Raw genomic sequence first — 24809 nt, forward strand, 5'->3', positions numbered from 1 at the left:
GGTACTCAACCTGTTCAACCAACTGCGGTTAACTGTTGGGATAACTACCAATTCAATACTACATCTTGTACATGGGTAAATGAAGGTACTCAACCTGTTCAACCAACTGCGGTTAACTGTTGGGATAACTACCAATTCAATACTACATCTTGTACATGGGTAAATGAAGGTACTCAACCTGTTCAACCAACTGTAGCTTGTTACCAAACTGCAACTTTCAATACGACTACTTGTGTTTGGGATGTAACTGGAACACAACCAACAATTCCAAGTTTAGGAGATGTTGTTGGTCTTTGTTCTGCAACTGTAACAGCTCCAACATTCACTCTTGGATGTTCTGGTGAAGTAATTACAGCAACAACAACAGATCCATTGGTTTACAACAATCAAGGTGCATATACAATAACTTGGACTTTTGATAACAACAATGGTTTCTTCCAAGTACTTACTCAAAATGTAATTGTTGACGATATGATTGCACCAACATTTGATCAAGTTGCTCCAGCAGATTTAGAAGTTTCTTGTGATAACATTCCTCCAATGGCAGTTCTTACTGCAACGGATGCTTGTGGTCCAGTAACTGTTGTGCCAAACGAGCAAATAACACCAGGTGATTGTCCTAATAGATATACTATAACAAGAACATGGGATGTTACTGATGCGAACGGAAATGCAGCACCAACGCAAACACAAATTATTACTGTGGTTGACAATGCAGGTCCAGTTTTAACATCTACTATAGATCTTAAATTACAAGTAAACTGTGCTTCTATTCCAGATGCTCCAGAACCAGTTTTTGTAGATAATTGTTCTGGTGTAATAACTGTTGCTTTTGAAGAAACACAAACTGAAGTTATTAACAATCAATATTCTATAACAAGAACTTGGATTGCAAAAGACGCTTGTGGAAATGCATCAGAAGAAATAGAACAAGTTATTTATGTTGACGTAATTGCAGAAATTGTCGCTACAGAAAACAGTGAAATTTGTAATGCAGCTGAATTTGATGTAATTGAATTACCAGAAGAATTACCTGCAGGAACTCCAACAGGTGGAACTTGGATAAACGTTGATAATGTTGCTGGATTAACAGGAACGACCTTCAGTCCATATAATGGTGGAACTTTGGTTCCAGTTGGTAACTATACTTTCAGTTATGTTTATAATGATGGTACAGCTTGTCCAAGTAGAGTTAATGTAATAATCAATGTAAATGATATTTGTAAACCATTAGACTGTGGTAATATAATTGTTCACAATGCCTTTACACCAAATGGCGATGGTGTTAACGAATACTTTGATATTGAAAACATTGAAAACTTTGTTTGTTACCCAACAAATAAAGTTGAGATTTACAATCGTTGGGGAGTTTTAGTATATGAAACTGAACAATATGATAATGCATTAAGAAGATTTGAAGGTATTTCTGAAGGAAGAGTTACTGTAGACAAATCGGCTGAATTACCTACTGGAACGTATTTCTACATACTTCAGTACACAACATCCGATGGAGATACAATATCTGAATCTAAATACTTATATTTAACACGATAAACCTACTAACAACTTGAGGGTTGCAAAACCCTCAAGTTAAATAAAGAAAAATATGAAAACAAAATTTTTAATTTTCGCTTTGTCGTTAGTGTGTTATACAAGTTTTGCACAGCAAGACGCACAGTACACCCAATACATGTATAACACAATTAACATAAATCCTGCTTATGCTGGATCAAGAGGAGTTATGAGCATTTTCGGATTGCATCGTACCCAATGGGTTGGACTTGATGGTGCACCAACTACGAATGCTTTCTCGCTTAACACACCAATAAATGATAGCAATCTAGGATTAGGTTTATCATTTGTTAATGATAAAATTGGACCAACTTCGGATAACACTATTTCAGCTGATTTATCATATACTATCAATACTTCTGATACTTTTAAATTATCTTTTGGAGTAAAAGCTTCTGGTAATTTCTTTAATCTAGATGTAAATAAATTAAATCCAGCTGATCCAGCTGATGATAATTTACAACCATTTGATAATGAATTTTCTCCTAATATTGGTGCTGGTCTTTACCTTCATTCTGATAAAATGTATTTTGGATTATCGGTTCCAAATTTCTTGCAAGACAAAAAATACAACGATAACCAATATGCTGTATTCCAAGAAAGAATGAACTTTTATGCTATTGGAGGATATGTTTTTGATATTTCTCAAGACGTAAAATTCAAACCTGCTTTTTTAACCAAATTAGTTACAGGTTCACCGCTACAGGTTGATGCTTCTGCCAACTTTTTATTCATGGATAAATTCATGTTAGGTGCAGCTTACCGTTGGGATGCAGCTGTAAGTGCGATGGCTGGTTTTCAAGTTACTGATGGACTATTTATTGGTTACGGATATGACAGAGAAACTACAAATCTTAGACGATTTAACTCGGGTTCACATGAGGTATTCTTAAGATTTGAGTTATTCAACAAAGTAAGCAAATTGGTATCACCTAGATTCTTCTAATACACGACAATCATGAAAAACAAAATTATATACTTAGTAGTCATTGCATTAACATCTTTAAACTGTTATTCGCAAACGAAAGTCAAAGAGTCTAGAGGAAACAAAGATTACGATAAGTACGCTTATGTTGATGCCATCAAAACTTACGAAAGACTTTATGAAAAGGGATACAAATCGCCTGAAATGCTTTTGAAATTGGGTAATGCCTATTATTTTAATGCCGAATTAGAAAAAGCATCAAAGTGGTATGGCGAATTATATGCAACCAATCCTGAACAAGAACCAGAGTTTTACTACCGCTATTCACAGTCACTTAGAGCAACTAAAGACTATACCAAAGCGGATGAAATGATGAATAAGTTCAATGCTAAAAGTGGTAATGATGCCAGAGCACAACTTTTTGATAAAAACAGAGATTATTTAGCTGAAATCAAAAAGAACTCAGGACGATATAAACTTGAAAATGCAGGTATCAATTCAAAATATTCTGATTATGGTCCATCATTTGTAGAGAAAAAAGTAGTATTCAGTTCGGCTCGTGATACAGGTAATTTTTCTAAAAGAATTCACACTTGGACAGGAGAATATTTCACCAATCTTTACAGTGCTGATATGGCTGAAGATGGTTCACTTGGCGAAGTAACTAAATTTGGAAAAAAAATCAATTCTAAATTCCACGAAGCTACACCAATTTTCACCAAAGACGGTAAAACAGTATATTTCACTCGTAACAATTATCTTGACAAAAGAGGTTATGATGCCGGTAAAGTTACGCTCCTAAAAATTTTCAAAGCCAATCTAGACGAAGAAGGAAAATGGATTAATGTAACTCCACTTCCATTCAACAGTGATAGCTATCAAACGGCTCATCCAACGTTAAGTCCAGATGAAAAAACAATGTATTTTGCTTCCGATATGCCAGGTTCTTTTGGTAAATCTGACATCTACAAAGTAAAAATCAACGACGACGGAACTTTTGGAACACCTGAGAATTTAGGAAAAACAATTAATACCGAAGGACGAGAAACGTATCCATTCGTCAACGAGAAAAACGAATTGTATTTTGCTTCTGATGCGCATCCAGGACTTGGAGGATTGGATATTTTCGCAGCTCAAATTCCTGAAGATGGTATTTTCAAAAAAATTGTAAACATTGGTGAAGAAGCTAACAGTCCAAAAGACGATTTTGCTTATATCATTAATGCTAACAAAAGAGGTTTCTTAAGTTCTAACCGCGATGGTGGCGAAGGAAATGACGATATTTATAAATTCATCGAAACAAGAGAATTATTTATCGAACAAGCTATTTTTGGAGTGGTAACCGATGTAACATCAAAAGAAGTTTTGCCAAATACAAAAATCACTTTGTTAGACGAAAAATTCAATAAAATTGCTGAAACTACTACAGATGATAAAGGGTTTTATGAATTCTTAAAACTTGAACCAAATACGAAATACTATTTGAGAACAGAACGTCCAGAATATGACACTAAAGAAACAGCTGCCATAACAGGAAAAGAAGAAGGTAAAACCGAAGTGAATATAGAACTAGAAAAAACAGTTAAACCTGTTCAACCTGGTGATGATTTAGCTCAAGCTTTTGGTATTAAACTTATTTATTTTGACTTAGACAAATCAAACATTCGTCCTGATGCAGCAGTAGAATTAGCTAAAATCCTTGACGTAATGGAACAATATCCAACAATGAAAATTGATGTGCGTTCACATACTGACTGTCGTCAAACTGCAAAATACAATGCTGCCTTGTCTGACCGAAGAGCAAAATCAACAATGGCTTGGTTAGTTAGCAAAGGAATTGCGAAAAACAGATTAACTGGTAAAGGTTATGGCGAATCGCAATTAGTAAACGATTGCGGTTGTGAACCAACTAACGAATCTTCGTGCTCCGAAGAACAACACCAAGCAAATAGAAGAAGTGAGTTTATAATAACTGAATTATAATCCAAAACAATAAACAAACTAAAAAAGCACTCTTTATCGAGTGCTTTTTTTTATTTTTGTAAATATGAAAATAACTCGCCTATTCAAAGACTTTTTTGAAAGTGAAAAAATTGGAGGTTTCCTTTTGATCATCTGCACCATAATTTCACTCCTATTAGCCAATTCTAGTTTTTCAAATGACTATTTAAGTATTTGGCATTATCAAATTAATAAACATTCTATTGAACATTGGATTAACGATGGCTTAATGGCAATTTTCTTTTTGCTCATTGGTCTTGAACTAGAAAGAGAAATATACATTGGCGAACTTTCCGATATCAAAAAAGCTTCATTACCAATTTTTGCTGCACTTGGAGGAATGCTGATTCCTGCTGGTTTATATTTACTGTTGAATTTTGGAACTGATACACAATCTGGTGCTGGAATTCCAATGGCTACTGATATTGCCTTTGCTCTTGGTATATTATCGTTATTGGGAAATAGAGTTCCAACATCTTTAAAAATATTTTTAACCGCATTGGCTGTTATTGATGACTTAGGCGCAATTTTGGTTATTGCAATATTCTATACTGATGATTTAAACGTTTTAAATCTTTCTACCGCTTTAGGCATATTTGCATTCTTATTAATTTTAAATAGATTAAAAGTTAGAAACTTAATTCCGTATCTAGTTAGTGGTGTTGTCATGTGGTATTTTATGCTTAACTCTGGTGTTCATGCTACAATAACTGGTGTTTTACTCGCTTTTGCAATTCCATTTGGAAATGGAGATAAAAAGTCGACATCATACTTATTACAACATTGGTTACATAAACCCGTTGCTTTTATAATTCTGCCCTTATTTGCATTGGCGAATACCGCAATAATAATGAATACCGATTGGCATTATGCATTAACACATCATTACACTCTTGGCATTGCATTAGGATTAATAATTGGGAAACCGCTTGGAGTTACACTATTTAGTTTCGTTGCCGTAAAATCAAAATTATGTAAACTTCCAGATGATCTAAATTGGAAAAAAGTAATTGGAGTTAGTTTTTTAAGTGGTATTGGATTTACAATGTCAATTTTCATCACACTCCTAGCCTTTTCCGATGAAGAGCATATTAGCAATTCAAAAATAATGATATTAATCTCATCTTTGATTGCTGGTTTAATTGGTCTTTTATATTTAAAAGCAATTTTAAAAAAGAATGAAGTGGAAGAAATTGAACCTTAATACCATTTTTTCTTTTTGAAATAATATATCATTCCCAGCAAAAGAAGAAACATAAATCCTAAAATAATAAAATAGCCATATTTCCAATGAAGTTCTGGCATGTTGTCAAAATTCATTCCATAAACTCCAACTATAAATGTCAGTGGCATAAAAAAGACAGACACAACGGTTAACGTTTTCATCACTTCATTCATTTTATTGTTTTGTGCCGAAAAATAAAAATTGGAAGCACTATCCAATGAAATTAAATCGTATTCAATTTGCTCCAAAAGTTCCAAACATTTTTGATGTAAACGAGAGAAGAAGCTATAATTTTCCTGCTCAATTGCATTAAAAACATTATCATCTTTAATACTTTTTATAGAATACAAGGAATCACGAAGTGGAATAATAGAGCGTTTTAAAAAATTAAAATTATCCCTGTGTTTTTCGATCTGTTCTAAAATTTGTGGTTTGGTACTTGTCTTAGATAAATCCATCAAGGCTTCTACTCTATCCTCTTCATTTTCGATGGTTAAATAAAAATTCTCCATTATTGCATCCAATAATAGATACAATAAATAATCAGCTTTTTTGTCTCTAACAATTCCTGAATGTGTTCTAATTCGTTCGCGTATGTGAGTGAAAAAATCACTTCTTTTTTCTTGAAAAGAAATGAGAATTCCATCTTTTAACAAAAAACTAATTTGCTCCACATGAATATTATCCGAGTTTTCAACGGGTAATAATGATTTTATATTAAAAAATAAAATGTCGTGATACTCTTCTAATTTTGTTCTTTTGGTAGTATTCAGAATATCGCCAAGCATAAAATGATCAACACCCAAAAATTCTCCAACTGCTGCAATTAATTCAATGTCATTCAATCCATGAATATTCAACCAATTCACCTTTTGCGAATCCAAACAATGCTCTAGCTGAGATACATTGAAAGAAGCAAACTCCGATAAATCATTAGTGTCATAAACAAACAATTGCATCTCCGTTTTCACGTGCTTATGTGAACCTGTATATTCTAAAAATGTTGGCTGAACTTTTCTCCCTTTTTTGTATTTAATTTTTCTCACGAATTCTAAATTTGTCTAAAATTAAGAATATTTATTTTTTTCAAACTATTTTTACCAAAAATGATTCTATGCAAACCTTAATTATCAATATTAAAGAACTACTTCAAGTTAGAGAAAATCATATTGAAAAAGTTTCTGGAAAAGAAATGGCAGATTTGCCATCATTAAAAAATGCATTTCTTTTGATTGAGAACGATATTATAAAAGATTTTGGAGCAATGGATGATTGTCCAAAGATAAATGTGGATAAAACCATTGATGCTAATGGAAAAATTGTACTTCCATCTTGGTGCGACAGTCATACACACATCGTTTATGCCGGAAATCGCGAACAAGAATTTGTTGATAGAATTAATGGTTTAACTTATGAAGAAATTGCCAATCGTGGTGGTGGAATTTTGAATTCGGCAAAAAAACTCAACGAAACTTCAGAGGAAGAAATTTACAACCAATCCAAAAAACGTTTGGAAGAGGTTATCAGTCAAGGAACAGGTGCAGTCGAAATTAAATCAGGTTATGGATTAACAGTGGAAGGCGAATTGAAAATGCTTCGTGTTATCAAAAAACTAGCTGAAAATTATTCCATTACAATCAAATCAACATTTCTTGGTGCGCATGCTTTTCCGAAGGAATTTAAAGAAAATCATTCCGGATACATCGATTTAATCATTGATGAAATGCTTCCAAAAATTGCCGAAGAAAATTTAGCCGACTTTATTGATGTTTTCTTAGAAACAGGTTATTTTTCAGTAGAAGAAACCGAAAAAATTATGGAAGCTGGAAAACGATATGGCTTGCCTTCCAAAATACATGTCAATCAGTTTACAGCCATCAGCGGAATTGCAGCTTGTGTAAAACATAACGCACTTACTGTTGATCATTTAGAAATTGTAACCGATGAAGATATTGAAGTTTTAAAAGACACCGAAACAATGCCAGTTGCGCTGCCGAGTTGTTCTTTTTTTATTAGCATTCCTTATACGCCAGCCAGAAAAATGTTAAATGCTGGTTTGCCATTAGCATTAGCATCTGATTTTAATCCTGGAACAACACCATCAGGAAATATGAATTTTGTAGTTGCAACTGCTTGTATCAAAATGAAAATGACGCCTGAAGAAGCCATTAATGCTGCAACAATAAATGGTGCTTATGCTATGGGAATTTCCAAAACACATGGAAGTATTACCAGAGGAAAAAAAGCCAATTTGATTATTACAAAACCATTGCATTCATTTTATGAAATACCTTATTGCTTCGGAAGTAATCTAGTGGAACAAATTATTTTAGACGGAAAATTACAAGCATAAAAAAATCCCGATTTCTCGGGATTTTATATTTTTATTTATATTCAATTTATCTCAAGCTGAAACTGCTTTTTGATACTAACTCTCCTTTATCGAATACATTTACGAAGTAGGTTCCTTTAGCAAAGTCTTTCCCTTTCAATTGTTCAGTTACATCAACCGTTTTATTTTCATATTGAACAGTAGTGGTGAAACTATACGTTAGAGAAGTATCGCCAAAAGTAATAGTAGCTTTATCTCCCAAAACATTATTTTTAGCATCAATCACTTGAACATAATACGTTTTATCACCAGATTTAGCGATTTTATTTTCGGCTATTGTAAATTTAACTTGCAATACATCTGCTCTACTAGCTTTGTCAGTTTCAATTTGTTTTCCAGAACTTCTGAGTTTGTAAGCTGCAGTTTTTAAATTAGTCAAAGTAAGTTTTGACCCTTTTTCAACTGTTTTTGCTAACTCTTCATTTTGACCAACTAAAACTTGGTTGTATTTTTTAGAATCTTCCAGTACAACTTTAGTACTGTCCAAATTGGTAGTCAATTGCTCGTTTTTCACTTTTAGAACGGCAACTTCTTCCATTAAATTCTTCATTTTTGATTCTAAGGCAAAATATTGTTGTTTGTATTTTGACATAGCAGCAACATCTCCTTTGGAGCGCTTCAAATCTTCCATTAATTTAACTACTTTGTCTCTTTCAGCGATTAATTCGTCAGACATTGACGTGTTTTCAGCAATAGCTTGGTCATAAGACGTTTTGAGTGCTTCCAAATCCTTTAAAACTGATTCCTTTTCAGATTTTGTAGTGGTAACAACACTTTGAAGCTCTTTAGCGTCAGAGGTTAATTTAAAAATATAAATCAAACTACCAATCAATAATACAGCAAGTAACGCTATTATCGACTTTAATTTTGAATTACTGTTTTGATTTTCCATAATTTAGGGGTTTTTGAATTATTACAAAATTAATAATATTTATTATAGTAACGTTAATTAGTTAATTATATTATATTTTTGGACAACTATTTTTTTTAACATATGGACAAACTAATTCCTTTTTCGATTACAGATTTGGCAAAAGTTACCAACCACCGAAGCGGCGAAATAAAATTTGGCGAAAAAATGTTTACCATTCCAAAAGGTGAAAATTGGGTTACTTTTATGCAAAATTGTGAAGCAAATTTTGTTCTATTTGGAATTCCAGAAGATGTTGGTGTTCGAGCTAATTATGGTCGTCCAGGAGCAGCTTCAGCTTGGAAAAGCACAATTAGTAGTATTGCAAATATCCAACACAATCGATTTTGCAAAGGAAATCAAATCCTAGTTCTTGGAACAATCGATGTTCAAAAAGAAATGGAAGATGCAAAGGATTTGGATTTTAATTCGACAGCTGATAGAAAAAAATTAAGCCAGCTTGTTGAACAAATCGATAAAGAAGTAGTTCATATTATTACTACAATTATTAAGCATGGTAAAACTCCTATAATTATTGGTGGCGGACATAATAATGCCTACGGAAACATAAAAGGAACAGCTCTAGGATTAAAAAAGCCAATCAATGCCATAAACTTTGATGCGCATTCTGATTTTAGAATTTTAGAAGGAAGACACAGTGGAAATGGATTTTCTTATGCATTCGAAGAAGGTTTTCTCAATAAATACTTCATTTTTGGTTTGCACGAAAATTATACTTCAAAAAAAGTATTAGATATTCTAAAAGACATCGAAAATAGAGTTACATTTAATACTTATGACCAAATAAAAGTTAGGAAAGAAAAAAACTTTTCGGACGAATTGGCATTGGCTTTAAATTTTATTAAGGAACAACCATTTGGAATTGAAATTGATTTGGATGCATTGCCAAATATTGCTTCCAGTGCTATGACAATGAGTGGTTTTTCAGTAGAAGAATTACGCCAATTTGTTTCCTTTTTTGGTAAAGAAAAAAATGCAACTTATATCCATATTTGTGAAGGAGCGCCAGAACTTGGTGAAGAAAAAAACAATCACCTCATCGGAAAACTGATAGGCTATTTGGTTACTGATTTCATCAAATCGAAAAAAGAATTGTGTATTACTATTTAATGATTATTTCGTGATTTTTATTTCGTAAATCTTAATTCGTAATTCGTAATTCATTAAAGCTTATCTTTGCCCCAACTTACAAAAAATAGTAAGTATTATTTATGTTATTCGAAGATTTATCATTGTCCAAAAGTATTCAAAGAGCCGTTTTTGAAGAAGGATATACTAGCCCAACGCCAATTCAAGAAAAAGCTATTCCATTTATTTTAGCTGGAAAAGACTTGGTTGGTTGCGCGCAAACAGGAACAGGGAAAACGGCAGCCTTTGCCATTCCTATTATTCACAACCTTCACCGAATGGTGGGTTCATCAAAAAAAACTAAAGAAATTCGTTGTCTAGTAGTAACACCAACTCGCGAACTTGCAGTTCAAATTGGTGAAAGCTTTGATACCTATGGAAAATATACTAATTTGAGACAACTAACCATTTTTGGTGGCGTTTCTCAAGTGCCGCAAGTTGACCAACTCAAAAAAGGTGTTGATATTCTAATTGCAACTCCAGGAAGATTATTGGATTTGCACAAACAAGGCTTCGTTAATTTTGATAGCCTTCACTACTTAGTTTTAGACGAATCGGATTTGATGCTCGACATGGGCTTTATCAATGATGTTAGAAAAATTGTCAAATTGGTTCCAACTAATAGACAAACACTTTTGTTCTCGGCAACAATGCCAATGGCCATTCGTGAATTAGCTGATACTTTTTTAAATAAACCTGAATATGTTTCGGTTACGCCAGTTTCCTCTACTGCGGAAATTATTGAGCAACAAATTTATTTTGTTGACAAATCTGATAAAAGAGGTTTGTTATACCATTTAATACGAAATGAAAACCTAAGCAATGTTTTGGTTTTTGTTAGAACCAAACATGGTGCAGACAATGTTGTAAAGGCGTTAAAAAAACAAGGTGTCAATGCAGAAGCCATTCATGGTGACAAATCACAAAATGCAAGACAACGCGTTTTAGATAGTTTTAAGAACAAAGAAATTACGGTTTTAGTAGCAACCGATATTGCTGCTCGAGGCATTGACATTGAAAGTTTACCTTATGTTATCAATTTTGATTTACCAAATATTCCTGAAACCTATGTGCATAGAATAGGAAGAACTGGTCGAGCTGGAAATGGTGGAATATCGATTTCATTCTGCGGTAAAGACGAAGAACCATACTGGAAAGACATTCAAAAATTGATAAAAGTGAATGTGAAAACCATCAAAGATCACCCTTTTCCATGGAAAGATACTGAACCAAATCCCGATGCAAAACCTGATTTGAGAAACAAAAAGAAACCTGAAGGAACGAACTCCAGAAAATCTGAAGCTTCTAAAAAAAATAAAAAACGCTGGTATTAATCAGTGTTTTTTTTATGTAATAATGTTATCATAACAATTAATTTAAAATTGTAATTGTCTATATTTTAATATTTTAAAAAATACATCTCATTTTAAAAACTATATTCTCATTTTAAAGTAATAGTCTTTGCATATAAGATAGTTTTAAAAAAAATAGTTTATTATATAATTCACACCAATTCTAAATAATCGATAAAACGACATCTTTGCAAAAAAATGAATTCATTTTTTACGTTCATCGATTTTTAAAAGCACTTTATTGAATATTTTTTTTGGTCAAGAATCGATGAGTAATTAAAATAAATCCATTCGAAAAATATTGTTTTATTATATAAAGTAAATCTTATAAGTTTGTCTTAACAAAAAACAACTGCAGTTTATGTTTTGTTAGAAATTATTATAATTCATTAACTTTAAACATTTAAAAATGAAAAAATTATTTTTTAGTGCAGTTGCACTAATAGCTTTTAGTAGTGTTTCGATGGCGAATAATATAACTATTGAAGAAGAATCAATATCAAATATTAATAAAATCGAACAAAAAAGAATATTAGATGATCCGAAAACAGATTTTTGTTCAAATATTGCAGCTGATGTACTTTCATCTCGTGATCCTGATAATAAACTATCCTCAGTAGAAGCATATAGAATATATCAAATATCTCTTAACGCTTGTTTGAACTTTATTAAAAAATAAACTTTTGATTGTCAATCTAAAGTAATTATTAATTTAGATTGACTTGTTTTTAAAATTATAAAAAATGAAAATTCTAATTTCGGTTCTATCCCTTTTTTTTCTTACCTCATTTAAATCCTCTGCTCAATCCTCTGGAAAAATTACATATGAAATAAAAGCAATTAATTTTGAACCTAAAAAAGATGCTAAACAAAATGAATTGATTGATTTAAGCATTTCAACTGCAAAATCTCAAACTTTCACACTCTTATTTAGTGATTTAAAATCATCCTTCACAAGTAATTCTGGAAAAATGGAGGAAGACATGAAAGAAAAAATGCTTAATCAACTCGCATTACTTATGTTTACTTGTGATTTTGATTATTTTTTGGATATTAGTTTATCCATTGAATTATTTAAAAAAGAAGATGGTGCATTGATTAAAAACGAATACAAAAAAAAAGAATGGAAAATTACTTCTGAGTCAAAAAAAATCGACTCCTATCTTTGTTATAAAGCTACTTACAGCTACACCTATTTAGGAAGAGATAACAAAACAAAAGAAAGAATTATAACAGCATGGTTTGCTCCAAGTTTACCTTATTCATATGGACCAAAAAATTATAATGGTTTGCCTGGATTAATTCTTGAATTACAAGATTGGGATACAACTTTTTTAGCAACTAAAATTGAATTATTTGATAAAGAAATAGAAATAGATTTACCAAAAGGAAAAACTATAACACAAGAAGAATATGAACGAAAAGTGTTATCAGGAAATTAAATACTTAAGATACTTTTTTTCTTTTATAATTAATTTAAATATTCTACGTTAAATAAAGTATTAGAATATGGTTCGACAATTTCTAATGATAAGAAACTTTGATATGTTCAATTTCTAACACATGAATTATATATTGATGGTAAAAATTATACAATGAAAAAAATACTTCTGTTAATTATACTCTTTTTCAACAATACATCACATTCACAAAAAACAACACCAGAGGAAAATAAAATTACAAAAGTCATCTATAAGTCCAACTTATATGATGATAATTCAGAACAATCCAATAAAAATACTGAACTAAGAAATAGTATTGCGAATGCTCATAACGCATTTGAATATGTACTCTATTTTGATAAAAACAAAAGCCTTTTTAGTATGGTTGACGTAATAGATACAGATGAAAGTTTGGAGACTAAAATTACACGTCAACTGGTTAATGATTCTTATTTTAAAGATAATTTTAAAAAAGAAAAGATCAAGCAAAATACTTCTTTAGAAAAAATAGTAAATATTATTTTACCGTTTGAAGAATACAAATGGTCTATTTCAAACGAAACTAAAATTATTGATGGCTATACTTGTTATAAAGCAAGTTGCATTTATCAAGAATATGATGAAAACAGAAAAAAAATGTTAACATTTACTCCTTTCGTATGGTTTGCTCCTTCTCTACCACATTCTTTTGGTCCTGCAGGTTTAGATGGATTACCTGGTCTTGTTTTAGAGGGTACATTCAATGGTAGATTGTACTTTTATGCTACCAAAATTAATTTAAACGACAATACGATAAAAAAAATTGATAAATTCAATAACGGTGAATATGTTACAGAAGAGGAATATCAAAAAATTGAAAAAGAATATTATAATAAGTTGAATGATGGCAGATAGAAATAGTTAGATTATTAAAAAAAATAAAAAACGCTGGTATTAATCAGCGTTTTTTTTATGTAATAATGTAATCATAACAATTAATTTAAAATTGTAATTGTCTATATTTTATTATTTTAAAAAATACATCTCATTTTAAAAACTATATTCTCATTTTAAAGTAATAGTCTTTGCATATAAGATAGTTTTAAAAAAAATAGTTTATTATATAATTCATACCAATTCTAAATAATCGATAAAACGACATCTTTGCAAAAAAATGAATTCATTTTTTACGTTCATCGATTTTTAAAAGCACTTTATTGAATATTTTTTTTGGTCAAGAATCGTTGAGTAATTAAAATAAATCCATTCGAAAAATATTGTTTTACTATATAAAGTAAATCTTATAAGTTTGTCGTGACAAAAAACTTCAGCAGAAAAAACTTTTGTTGCGAATTGTAAAAAAATTATTAATTTTAAAACGTATTAAAAATAAAAAAATTATTTTTTAGTGCAATTGCACCTGTGGCTTTTAGTGGTGTATCGATGGCAAATACTGTAGAGATTGAGGAGAAAAAAGTAGAAACAATTGAAGTTAGAGAAAAAGTTGAGCAAGTTAGTTTAGTTGGTACTCCTTCTGCATGTGTTCAAACAGCGAGAAATGCAGTCTTAGGAGCAGCATTAACTTATAACTTAGATATAAGCAGGGATGAAAAGATTTTAATGCAATGATGCAAATGTACCTACTAATTTATAACGATTGTCTAAACAATTAAAATTATGAGAAGATTATTAATCTTATTAATAACTAGTGTAGTATATTCACAACACCCAACTTCGGGTGTTGTAGAGTATACAATTGAAGCAACTTCTTCAGAAATCACAAATGAAATTGCCAAAGTTGGTAAAAATAACTCAGAGCAAAAAGCATTGCTCGAAATGTTTTCTAATGATCCTGCGCTATTTATTTTAGAATTTAACGGCAATGAAGCTATTTATAAAAATGCTAAAAACGTTATGCAATCTGAGGCAATAAATAAGAAAAAGCCAAGATTTTTAGAAGTTTATGCTGGTGGCGATGCTGTATTTTATTCTGATAGTTTAGAAAAAAATTCATTAATCCAACAAAATAGTGTTGGTGAACTTTTTCTTATTTCATCAAAATTTCCAGAGTGGGAATTAACAAATGAAACAAAAAAAATAGGTAATTATACATGTTTTAAAGCTAAATATATATCCAAAAATGGTAATCGAAATTCGATTGATGAGATTTGGTACACGCCAGAAATACCTGTTCAATTTGGACCAAATAAATATATTGGTTTTCCTGGTTTAGTTATAGAAGTAATTGCAGGAAAAATAAGGTTTACAGCAACTAAGATTCAACTAAACAGTCAACAAACCATTATTATTGAAAAACCTGTAAAAGGAAAAAAGATAACAGAAGAAGGATATAAAAAAATACTAGAAAAAGCCGCTGATGAATTAGGTTTTTAGAATAACAATAAAAATTAATGTATCGAATTCTATATTTTTTTCTTCTCTCAACCCTTTCCTTCTCCCAAACCCACACTATTACTGGTGTGGTTTCTGATTAATCAAATAAGGTTTAACACATCAACAAAAAGCAAAAATTCTGATAAATCTAATTTAATTATTAAAAAACACTCTGCTTTTTATATGATATAATTTTAACTTCTTTGCCATAACAATTGGATTTTAATCAAATTTATTTAGTTAAAAAATGACTTATTTAAAAATTTATACTAATTCTAAATAATCGACAAAATGATATCCTGTCAAAAAAATGAATTCATTATTTACGTTCATCGATTTTAAAAAGCACTTCATTGAATATTTTTTTTGGTCAAGAATCGTTGAGTAATTAAAATAAATCCACTCAAAAAATATTGTTTTACTATATAAAGTAAATCTTATAAGTTTGTCGTGACAAAAAACTTCTGCAGAAAAAACTTTTGTTGCGAATTGTAAAAAATTTATTAATTTTAAAACTTGTTAAAAATGAAAAAATTATTTTTTAGTGCAATTGCACTAGTGGCTTTTAGTAGTGTTTCGATGGCGAATACTATTGCTGAAGAAAATGAAACTCAAACAAAAGTAACGGAAACCCCGTGTACTGACCATTGGGTAGCTGATATGAAAATTTACCAAAAATATGGGTACACATTTGAAGAGGCATTGGCCTTTTCAGATGAAGCTTGGGATATTTGTATGGATGAATTATATGGAGATTAATCATTTAAAAAAATTCTACCAATTCATACGGATTGGTAGAATTCTTAAAATTGAGTATACTTACTTTGCTCTTTTGCTTTTATTTATTTCCTCTCCTTCATTTGCTCAAAGAAAAGGAGGGAAAGCAATTTATTCAATTACTATTCAAAGCGATAGCATATTAAAAAAAACGCTCAGACCTCAAATTAGAGATCGATATGAAAGGGCTGAAAAAGAAATAGCTAATTTATTTTTAGAATTAGTATTTGATGACACTCTTTCTGTTTTTAAAAATTATCAAAATAAAAACATAAGTGATGTTACTGAATTTGCATTGAAGTTAGCGGATTGTGAAAAAATTATATATACGAATTTAAACAACAATGAAATCATTTTTAATAATGCGGAAAAAAAAGCTATATTTAAAAAAAATGAATTTTTAATTCAAAAAAAAATTGAAAATAATTGGACATTTGTTAACGAAAGTAAATATATTCAAAATTTCAAATGTTATAAAGCAACTCAACAAATTTCTATTGTCAATGATGAAGGAACATTTTTCAAAACTATTACAGCATGGTATTGCCCAGAAATACCATTTACATTTGGTCCAAAAGGATATTGTGATTTGCCTGGTTTAATTGTTGAACTTCAAGATAGAAATATCGTTTTTGGTTTAAAAGAAATATCGTTTTTCGATAAATCAATAAAAATAGAGTTACCTACAAAAGGTGTCAAAGTTGAATATAATGAATATCTTCAAATTTTAAAAGAAAGAGTAATGAAAAGAATGGAATTAACTGAAAAATAATGTTTTTATATAAAATCAATAAATGTTTATAAAATTATTTGTTGTTTCTCCAAGTAAATAATTACAATTAAATGTATAAACTTTTCATATTTCTTCTTTTCTCATCTCTTTCCTTCTCCCAAACCCACACTATTACTGGTGTGGTTTCTGATTCTTTAAACAATCCGTTAGAAAGTGCTAATATTATTGCGTTACCAAAGAGCGAAAATGCACAACTTAAATTTGCTATAGCCGAAACACTTGTCGTTGATTTTTAGTGAAAAACTATAATTTACATTCACTTTAGATAATCGACCAAAAACCAATTTATCGATGAAATACAAATAAAAAAAAATATCTTGTGTTTTTAATCGATTTTAAATAACATTTAATCGATTATATTTTGCTAGTTATTTTTTTATACCGATTGAAAATATTTATTTTTATCCAAAAACATTTTTTAATTAAAGTAATTCTTATAAGTTTGCATCAACAAAAAACATCTGCAGAAAAGTTTTGTTAGAAATTATTATAATTCATTAACTTTAAAGATTTAAAAATGAAAAAATTATTTTTTAGTGCAGTAGCACTAGTAGCGTTTAGTAGTGTTTCGATGGCTGAAACTAAAGAGTCAGGGACTGGAAAAGAATGCACAAAAGTATTTCTAGCAGCTTTAGATACTGCAACAAGTAACGGTGCTTCAGAAGCAGATGCATGGATGTTTGCTTCTGTTGCTCAATATTTTTGTCTAAAAGAAGTTCGTTTATTCTAAAAAAATAAAAGGGGATAATTTCCCCTTTTAAAAAAATTATCAATATGAAATTACTGATTTTTTTAATATCATTATCATCATTTTCTCAAATAAAAAATGCTTCAATAGATTATATATTAACAATTGGCGAAGATGATCTATACTCAAATGGTGATTTAAAGGTAGCGTATAAAAATGCAGCAGAATATGCTAATCAAATCAATTTTAAGTTAAATTTAAATGAAAAAGAAATCTGTTTCTTTTCTGAGAACAAATTAGAAAATTCAGATTCAGGTGTAGAATTAGCAAAAATATTTAGTGGCTCAAAAAATCCATTTTATATGTTGTTAAATACAAATAAAATTTATCAAAGTTTTGACGATCTTATTTTGGGTAAATATACTGTTGAAAAACAAATATCAAAATATGAATGGAAATTAGAAAATGAATCAAAAATAATATCAGGATTTAAATGTTTCAAAGCTGTCACTACAGATGTTGTACAAAATAGGTCTGGTAAATTTAATTTTTTGGTAACTGCTTGGTATTGCCCTGAAATCCCTATACCTTATGGTCCATTACTTTACAATGGTTTACCAGGATTAATTTTAGAACTTAACAGAAGAAATGTTGTTTATGGTGCAACAAAAATAGACTTAAATCCAAAAGAAATATTGACTATTTTGAAACCTGATTTATCAATTATTAAAACAGAGGAAGAGATTACAAAAATGAGAGAAGACTATATAAATAGTATAAAGAACTAATTTTAAATGCTTAAAAATCTATTCATTTTATTTATTTGTTCTCTTTCCTTCTCCCAAACCCACACTATTACTGGTGTGGTTTCTGATTCTTTAAACAATCCACTGGAAAGTGCTAATATCATTGCCTTGCCCAAAAGCGAAAATGCACAATTAAAATTTGCTATTGCCGAAACACTTGTCGTTGATTTTTAGTGAAAAACTATAATTTATATTCACTTTAGATAATCGACCAAAAAACCAATTTATCGATGAAATACAAATAAAAAAAAATATCTTGTGTTTTTAATCGATTTTAAATAACATTTAATCGATTATATTTTGCTAATTATTTTTTTATACCGATTGAAAATATTTATTTTTATTCAAAAACATTTTTTAATTAAAGTAATTCTTATAAGTTTGCATCAACAAAAAACATCTACAGAAAAGTTTTGTTAGAAATTATTATAATTCATTAACTTTAAACATTTAAAAATGAAAAAATTATTTTTTAGTGCGATCGCACTAGTGGCTTTTAGTAGTGTATCGATGGGAAATACTATTGAGATTGAAGATCCTAAAATTGAGTTATCTGTAGTTAATAACGACGAAACTACTTGCGCAAAAAAAGCAATTGCTTTTTTAACTCTAATAGATCCTAATGATAATTTATCTGCAATGGACGCTTTTATGTATTACAGAGGTTATGTTGATGCTTGTTTAGGCAGACCAGCAATTCCACCAAGATAAAATAAAGAAAAACACCAACCCTTCTAGGGTTGGTTAAATCTATATTTATGAAAAAAAATAAATTATTAGTGATTTTATTCTTTAACATATTCTTTTTGAATATTGCTCTAAGTCAAAAAAATGGAAAAGTGGTATATGAAATAAAGTCAATTGATTTTGTTCCGAAAGAACAAAACTCAGAAGTAGATGAAATGATTGAAAAAGCAAAAAAACAAACCTTTATATTGCTTTTCAATGAAAAAAATTTATCAAATTTTGAAATGGTTAACACTATGTCTAAAGAAGAAAATCCTATGAATGATTTTCTAGAGAAAATGGCAGCTATTCGATTTACCTGTAATTTTACATTCTTTTCAGATAATAATCAAAATAAAAATTATTATCTATATTCTGATGGAACTATTGTCCATGACAACTCTCAAAAAAAATGGTTAATATCAAAAGAAACAAAAGAAATAGATGGATATTTATGCTATCAAGCAACACATAAATATGAGTATTTAGCAAGAAATAATAAAATGAAGGAAAGAATTATAACGGCATGGTTCGCTCCAAGTTTACCTTATTCATTTGGACCAAAAAATTATAATGGTTTGCCTGGATTAATTCTTGAATTACAAGATTGGGATACAACTTTTTTAGCAACTAAAATTGAGTTATCCGACAAAGAAATAGTAATAGATTTACCAAAAGGAAAAACTATAACACAAGAAGAATATGAACGAAAAGTGTTATCAGGAAATTAAATGATTAGAATTCTTTTTTTATTTTTTTGTTCTCTTTCCTTCTCCCAAACCCACACTATCACTGGTGTGGTTTCTGATTCTTTAAACAATCCGTTAGAAAGTGCTAATATTATTGCGTTACCAAAGAGCGAAAATGCACAACTTAAATTTGCTATTGCAGATAACAAAGGTCGATACAAGTTAGAATTAGATAAAAACGTAAAATATGAAGTTACTGCTTCTTATATTGGCTTTAATGAACAAGTACTACTCATTGAGCCAAATTCTACTATCACTTCTCATAATTTCAAACTAAAAGCAACAGGACAACAACTCAAAGAAATCATAATCAAGCACGAGTATAAACCCATCATTATTAAAAAAGATACGCTTACTTATGACGTAAAATCATTTGCTAACGGTAACGAAAGGAAGATGAAAGAAGTACTTGAAAAGCTTCCTGGTGTTGAAGTAGATAAAAAAGGAAACGTAACCGTTCAAGGAAAAAAAGTAACTAAAATGCTTGTGGAAGGTAAATCATTCTTTGGTGGCGGAAGCAAGCTTGCCGTAGAAAATATTCCTGCTGATGCGCTAGACAAAATAGAAGTTATTGATCATTTTAACGAAGTAGGTTTTATGAAACAAGTGTCCGACAGTGAAGACCTTGCGATGAACGTAAAACTAAAAGAAGACAAAAAGAAATTCATCTTTGGCGATATTGAAGCTGGCGTTGGCGTGGCAAACGATACTGGTTATAATTTGCTACATGCAGGTTTGTTTTATTATTCGCCCAAAACCAATCTGAGTTTCATTGGCGATAGCAACAACATTGGTCGAAGCACATTCACGTTTGAAGATTTAATGCGTTTTGATGGTGGTGTGAGTAGTTTTCTTTCGGGTAGAAAATCGTTTACTAATTTGTATTCGTTTACTAATGACAATACCGATGTAGTGGAAAACAAATCTCAGTTTGGCGCACTCAATTTTAGTATTGATGCTTCGCCCAAGTTAGCCATTTCGGGTTATTCTATTTTTTCTAAAGTGTTCATGGCATCACAATCAGAAAGCAACAATGAATACCTTCAAAATAGTACAGTTGCTTTTGAAAATCAAACTCAAAACAATGATAATCGTTCGGTTTTAGGAATTGGTAATGTCAAGTTAGATTACAATCCTAACAAAAAAGAAAAATGGTACTACAATGCCCAATATCAATCGAGTACTAATGATATGGACAACGTGATTAATTCTATAACCAATATCAATTCGAATACTTTTGAGGCCATTAGTAAAGCCGACAACGTTTCTATAAAACAATATGTCGAATGGCACAAACAATACAAAAACAGTAATCATACCACAACATTTGTAGTCAATCAAGCGTATGAAAACAATAGACCTTCAAAACTTTGGTTGACTGATCAACCGTTTTTAGCAGGATTAATTCCGTTGCAAAGCGATACTGATTATACCATAGAACAAATCAAAAAAGTAAAAAACAACAGCGTTGATGCGTTATTTAAACATTATTGGATTATCAATAATTTTAATCATCTGTATTCGGTTATTGGAAATAATTATGGTTATTCTAATTTGTTAACCTCAGAAAAACAATTATTAACCGATGGTACAATTAATGATTTTGCTTCCGCAGGATTTGGAAACAATAGCATTTATAATTTAAATGATGCTTATGTTGGTGTAGAATACAAATTCAAAATTGGTAAATGGACGAACAAACCTGGTTTGTATTTGCATCAATATAACCTAAAAACCAATCAGTTGGATGGTAATTATTCGTTGTCAAAAACACTTTTGCAACCTCAATGGAATAGTGATTTTGAGTTCAATAAATCGGAAAATCTAAATTTTACCTATCGATTAGTAAATGATTTTTCCGAAGTTAGTCAAATGGCAAATAGATTTAGTTTACAAAGTTACAATTCGGTTTTCAAAGGAAATGCGCTTTTAGAAAACGAAAGATACCACTCGGCAAGCTTGCGTTATTCCAAAATGAATATGTATCGTGGCATAATAGTTACTGCCAACGCAAGTATGAACAAGAAAGTTAAAACTACTAGAAACGTCATAGAACTTGATGGAATTAATCAATTCAACACACCAATACTAACAGATAATCCAGAAACAAATTATCGTTTTTTTGGTTCCATAAGTAAAAAAATATACCGATTTTCATTAAAATTAGATAGTAATTTGAGCTGGTTCAGTTACATTCAGGAATTAAACTCCGTGACCACAACCAACAATAGAAACAGTCAAGATTTAGGAATTTCAATAAAAACCGCTTATAAAAAATGGCCCGATTTTAGTATTGGCTACACCAAAGGTTTTAGTCAATTTTCGGGTTTAACCAAATCCAACTTTGAAACAGATGGCATCAATGCCGATTTTGAAATCACTATCTTAAAAAATTGGATTTATAAAATAGATTATTACAATCTAAAAAATTCAGACAACAGCAACCAAAGTAACTTTTTTGAAGTGGCTAATACTTCGCTAAGATATCAAAAAAAGAACAGTCCTTTTGGTTTTGAATTATCCATCAATAATTTATTTGATATAAAAGCCAAGAACGATTTTTCATTCTCCGATTTTGTAATTAGTCAGCGAAGCACCTTTGTTTTACCGCGAATAGCTTTGTTTTCTATTAGTTATAAACTATAAAAAAACGCTGGTATTAATCAGCGTTTTCTTTTTTTATTATTTGATTGGAAATGATTTGATACAATTTTGTGGGTTCGAATGGTTTGATGAGTATGTCATTCATTCCTGATGCCATTGCTTCTTCTGAAACTTCTTGTTTGTCAAAAGCAGTTAATGCAATTACTGGAACGGTATATCCTTTTTCTCTAATTTTTCTAGTAGTATCAAATCCATTAATTAACGGCATGTTGATATCCATCAAAATCAAATCGAAATGCTCTCTTTCAATAGCAACTAAAGCCGCATAACCATCATCAACTATAGTACAATTCAAATTACTATTTTGAATTATCTTTTTGGTTACCATTTGATTGATTTTGTTGTCCTCAACAACTAATATGTTGTATATATAGTTTGAAGATAAATCAACTTCTATATTATTGATTATCTCTCTAGATTTTTCTTCATTGTATTCAAAACCAATAGTGAAACTGAAAGTTGTACCCACATTCTCTTCACTTTCCAGATGGATTTCGCTTTTAAATAATTGAATTAAACTAGTAACAATGGATAGCCCAAGTCCAGTTCCTTGATAATCTTCCTCTTTACGTTCGATTTGAACAAACTTATCAAAAATTTTATCTTGATGCTCTTTTGGAATTCCAATTCCGTTGTCTCTTATTTTGAAAGTAATGAAGTAATTTGAACCTTCTTGTTTTTCTAAATCTGCTAAAATATAAACCTCTCCGTTTTTGGTAAATTTTAATGCATTGCTTATCAAGTTCATTATAATTTGCGACAAGCGAAGTTTATCTCCAATTAAAAACTCCGGAATAGCAGTGTCAATTTCAACTATTAATTTGTTATTGTTCTTATCAGCAATATATTCAACCGAATTACAAATGGTATTAATTTCATCTGATAAATTGAAAATAAGATTTTCTAAAACGATTTTTTTCTCCTCAATTTTATTAATTTGAAGAATATCATTAACGAGCGATAATAAATATTTTGCTGAAAACTTTAATGACTTTAAATGTGGACTGTTATTTAACTCCTTATGTTCGTCCAAAATTATGTTTGTAATTCCAATCACTCCATAAAGTGGTGTTCTTAATTCATGGGTTATTGTTGAAACAAACTGCGACTTTAACAAAGATGCTTCTTCCGCTTTTTCTTTAGCTAATTGTAGTTCTTCGTTAGCTTTTTTTAATTCATAATTTGTTTTTTCTCTATAGATTATATTCTTATAAAGTGTTAGAAGTAATAGCAATAAAATGATAACTACGATTATAAAAAGAATGACAACTAGTTTGGAATCCTTTACAACTTTTTGACTTTTTTCGTTTTCAACTTCTATTCGTTCCAATTGAATTTTATGTTCATCAAGTTCAATTTGCAACGACTCTGTGTTCAAACTATTAATTTTTTCTTCCGTAAAAATTACTTTGTTGATTGAGTCTATTTTTTGTGTGTATTTTTCTGACTCGGACTTTCTTCCATGAAGTTTGTAATGTCTTGAAAGGTTTTCATAAACGTTAATTAAAAAAGAAGTGTAATCATTATCCTTAGCAATTTTCATCGCTTTAAAATAATAATCCTCAGCTTTCTTGATTTGATTGTTATTACTTGATTGAATTCCTAAAAGCACGTAAAGTGAAAGCTTTGTGTTTTCAGAACCGCTATTCAAAATTTTCTTTTGAATATCTTTAATTTCATTGTTCCCTAGTGAAATACTATCGATTGAGAAATAAGCACTTGCTAGGTTTAATTTGGATAAAACTATTTGATTAGAATCTTTTATTTTCTCGGCAAAAAACAATGCTTTTTTATAATAACCAATCCCTTTTGGAACATCAATTTGATTAAAATAATAAGCACTTCCTAAGTTACCATAAATCCAATTATTTAGCGTGTCGTTTTTAACTGGAGCTGCATATCTTAGTGCTTTTTGATAGAACTCTATTGCTTTTTTTGTTTCAGAACATTCATCGTAAATAACGCCAATAGTATTGTAAGATTGAGCTATATAGGAATTATCATTTATTGCAAAGGAATTAACCAAAGCAAATTTAGAAAGTTCTAATGCTTTGTCATAATTAGCATTGCTAAATTCAACAACGGCTTTATTAAGATAATTTTTGATTTCCTTCTTTTCTGCTTTAAAATCTTCTTGGGCAAAGGAGCTTTGAAAACAAATCAAAAAAAAACCACAGAAAAAAAATAATCTGGTTATATTCATTAGTTTAGTTAAGTTTTCAAATATAAAATATTTATTCAAAAAAAAATCCTGATTTCTCAGGA

24 protein-coding genes are annotated in these 24809 nt (G+C 30.0%); 21 read left to right on the top strand and 3 right to left on the bottom strand.

Annotation, left to right across the window (positions count from 1 at the left end; translation table 11 throughout):
• The 4 genes from BC748_RS00180 to nhaA form a co-directional block, all read left to right on the top strand.
• Window positions 1-1554, top strand: a 1554-nt coding sequence (locus tag BC748_RS00180) for a T9SS type B sorting domain-containing protein (RefSeq protein WP_425459542.1), incomplete at its 5' end; no start/stop codon positions are given.
• Window positions 1555-1606: 52 nt separating this feature from the next.
• On the top strand, window positions 1607-2518 hold the full coding sequence (locus tag BC748_RS00185) for a PorP/SprF family type IX secretion system membrane protein (RefSeq protein WP_133531440.1): 912 nt from the start codon (window positions 1607-1609) through the stop codon (window positions 2516-2518).
• Between the two features lie 12 nt (window positions 2519-2530).
• On the top strand, window positions 2531-4480 hold the full coding sequence (locus BC748_RS00190) for an OmpA family protein (RefSeq protein WP_133531441.1): 1950 nt from the start codon (window positions 2531-2533) through the stop codon (window positions 4478-4480).
• Window positions 4481-4544: 64 nt separating this feature from the next.
• A complete protein-coding gene (gene nhaA / locus BC748_RS00195) occupies window positions 4545-5702 on the top strand; it encodes a Na+/H+ antiporter NhaA (protein ID WP_133531442.1) in 1158 nt (385 codons plus the stop codon).
• Here the strand turns inward: nhaA and corA are convergent.
• Complete coding sequence (gene corA, locus BC748_RS00200) at window positions 5699-6769, bottom strand: magnesium/cobalt transporter CorA (protein ID WP_133531443.1); 1071 nt, start codon at window positions 6767-6769, stop codon at window positions 5699-5701. The two genes, nhaA and corA, sit on opposite strands and share 4 nt — an antisense overlap.
• Window positions 6770-6837: 68 nt before the next feature.
• On the opposite strand from corA, the gene hutI reads away from it, so the two are divergent.
• Window positions 6838-8076 (top strand): imidazolonepropionase, encoded by a 1239-nt coding sequence (gene hutI, locus BC748_RS00205; RefSeq protein ID WP_133531444.1) that lies wholly within the window; start codon window positions 6838-6840, stop codon window positions 8074-8076.
• A 46-nt stretch (window positions 8077-8122) separates the two neighbouring features.
• On the opposite strand, the gene BC748_RS00210 is transcribed toward hutI, so the two are convergent.
• A complete protein-coding gene (locus BC748_RS00210) occupies window positions 8123-9007 on the bottom strand; it encodes a hypothetical protein (protein ID WP_133531445.1) in 885 nt (294 codons plus the stop codon).
• A 102-nt stretch (window positions 9008-9109) separates the two neighbouring features.
• Here BC748_RS00210 and BC748_RS00215 point away from each other — a divergent pair, with 102 nt between their 5' ends.
• The 16 genes from BC748_RS00215 (at window position 9110) to BC748_RS00290 (ending at window position 22526) form a co-directional block, all read left to right on the top strand.
• On the top strand, window positions 9110-10156 hold the full coding sequence (locus BC748_RS00215; RefSeq protein WP_133531446.1) for a formimidoylglutamase: 1047 nt from the start codon (window positions 9110-9112) through the stop codon (window positions 10154-10156).
• A 101-nt stretch (window positions 10157-10257) separates the two neighbouring features.
• The gene (locus BC748_RS00220) at window positions 10258-11508 is read left to right on the top strand and encodes a DEAD/DEAH box helicase (RefSeq protein WP_133531447.1); all 1251 of its coding nucleotides are present in this window, start codon (window positions 10258-10260) and stop codon (window positions 11506-11508) included.
• A gap of 427 nt (window positions 11509-11935) precedes the next feature.
• Window positions 11936-12205 (top strand): hypothetical protein, encoded by a 270-nt coding sequence (locus tag BC748_RS00225; RefSeq protein ID WP_133531448.1) that lies wholly within the window; start codon window positions 11936-11938, stop codon window positions 12203-12205.
• 64 nt (window positions 12206-12269) lie between these two features.
• Window positions 12270-12968 carry a GLPGLI family protein gene (locus BC748_RS00230; protein WP_133531449.1) on the top strand — a complete coding sequence of 233 codons (699 nt, stop codon included), beginning with the start codon at window positions 12270-12272 and terminating at the stop codon, window positions 12966-12968.
• A 153-nt stretch (window positions 12969-13121) separates the two neighbouring features.
• A complete protein-coding gene (locus tag BC748_RS00235; protein ID WP_133531450.1) occupies window positions 13122-13862 on the top strand; it encodes a GLPGLI family protein in 741 nt (246 codons plus the stop codon).
• Window positions 13863-14390: 528 nt separating this feature from the next.
• The gene (locus BC748_RS00240; RefSeq protein WP_133531451.1) at window positions 14391-14576 is read left to right on the top strand and encodes a hypothetical protein; all 186 of its coding nucleotides are present in this window, start codon (window positions 14391-14393) and stop codon (window positions 14574-14576) included.
• Window positions 14577-14624: 48 nt separating this feature from the next.
• On the top strand, window positions 14625-15341 hold the full coding sequence (locus BC748_RS00245; RefSeq protein ID WP_133531452.1) for a GLPGLI family protein: 717 nt from the start codon (window positions 14625-14627) through the stop codon (window positions 15339-15341).
• 525 nt (window positions 15342-15866) lie between these two features.
• Window positions 15867-16100 (top strand): hypothetical protein, encoded by a 234-nt coding sequence (locus tag BC748_RS00250; RefSeq protein WP_133531453.1) that lies wholly within the window; start codon window positions 15867-15869, stop codon window positions 16098-16100.
• A complete protein-coding gene (locus tag BC748_RS00255; protein ID WP_162846377.1) occupies window positions 16090-16890 on the top strand; it encodes a GLPGLI family protein in 801 nt (266 codons plus the stop codon). The genes BC748_RS00250 and BC748_RS00255 overlap by 11 nt, the downstream gene beginning before the upstream one ends.
• Before the next feature lie 71 nt (window positions 16891-16961).
• Entirely contained in the window at window positions 16962-17147 is a 186-nt protein-coding gene (locus tag BC748_RS00260) for a hypothetical protein (RefSeq protein ID WP_133531455.1), read from the top strand.
• 281 nt (window positions 17148-17428) lie between these two features.
• The gene (locus BC748_RS00265; protein ID WP_133531456.1) at window positions 17429-17641 is read left to right on the top strand and encodes a hypothetical protein; all 213 of its coding nucleotides are present in this window, start codon (window positions 17429-17431) and stop codon (window positions 17639-17641) included.
• A gap of 44 nt (window positions 17642-17685) precedes the next feature.
• Entirely contained in the window at window positions 17686-18387 is a 702-nt protein-coding gene (locus BC748_RS00270) for a GLPGLI family protein (protein WP_133531457.1), read from the top strand.
• A gap of 6 nt (window positions 18388-18393) precedes the next feature.
• Window positions 18394-18579 carry a hypothetical protein gene (locus tag BC748_RS00275; RefSeq protein ID WP_133531458.1) on the top strand — a complete coding sequence of 62 codons (186 nt, stop codon included), beginning with the start codon at window positions 18394-18396 and terminating at the stop codon, window positions 18577-18579.
• Between the two features lie 336 nt (window positions 18580-18915).
• Window positions 18916-19116 carry a hypothetical protein gene (locus tag BC748_RS00280; RefSeq protein ID WP_133531459.1) on the top strand — a complete coding sequence of 67 codons (201 nt, stop codon included), beginning with the start codon at window positions 18916-18918 and terminating at the stop codon, window positions 19114-19116.
• 47 nt (window positions 19117-19163) lie between these two features.
• Window positions 19164-19862 carry a GLPGLI family protein gene (locus BC748_RS00285; RefSeq protein ID WP_133531460.1) on the top strand — a complete coding sequence of 233 codons (699 nt, stop codon included), beginning with the start codon at window positions 19164-19166 and terminating at the stop codon, window positions 19860-19862.
• Window positions 19863-22526, top strand: a complete 2664-nt coding sequence (locus tag BC748_RS00290) for a TonB-dependent receptor (protein WP_133531461.1) — start codon at window positions 19863-19865, stop codon at window positions 22524-22526.
• Window positions 22527-22539: 13 nt separating this feature from the next.
• Here the strand turns inward: BC748_RS00290 and BC748_RS00295 are convergent, their stop codons facing one another.
• Window positions 22540-24747: a response regulator gene (locus tag BC748_RS00295; RefSeq protein WP_133531462.1), complete on the bottom strand. Its 2208-nt coding sequence runs from the start codon at window positions 24745-24747 to the stop codon at window positions 22540-22542.
• Between the last annotated feature and the right edge of the window lie 62 nt (window positions 24748-24809).

This window comes from Flavobacterium dankookense (assembly GCF_004362665.1).
GTDB classification, from domain to species: Bacteria; Bacteroidota; Bacteroidia; order Flavobacteriales; family Flavobacteriaceae; genus Flavobacterium; species Flavobacterium dankookense.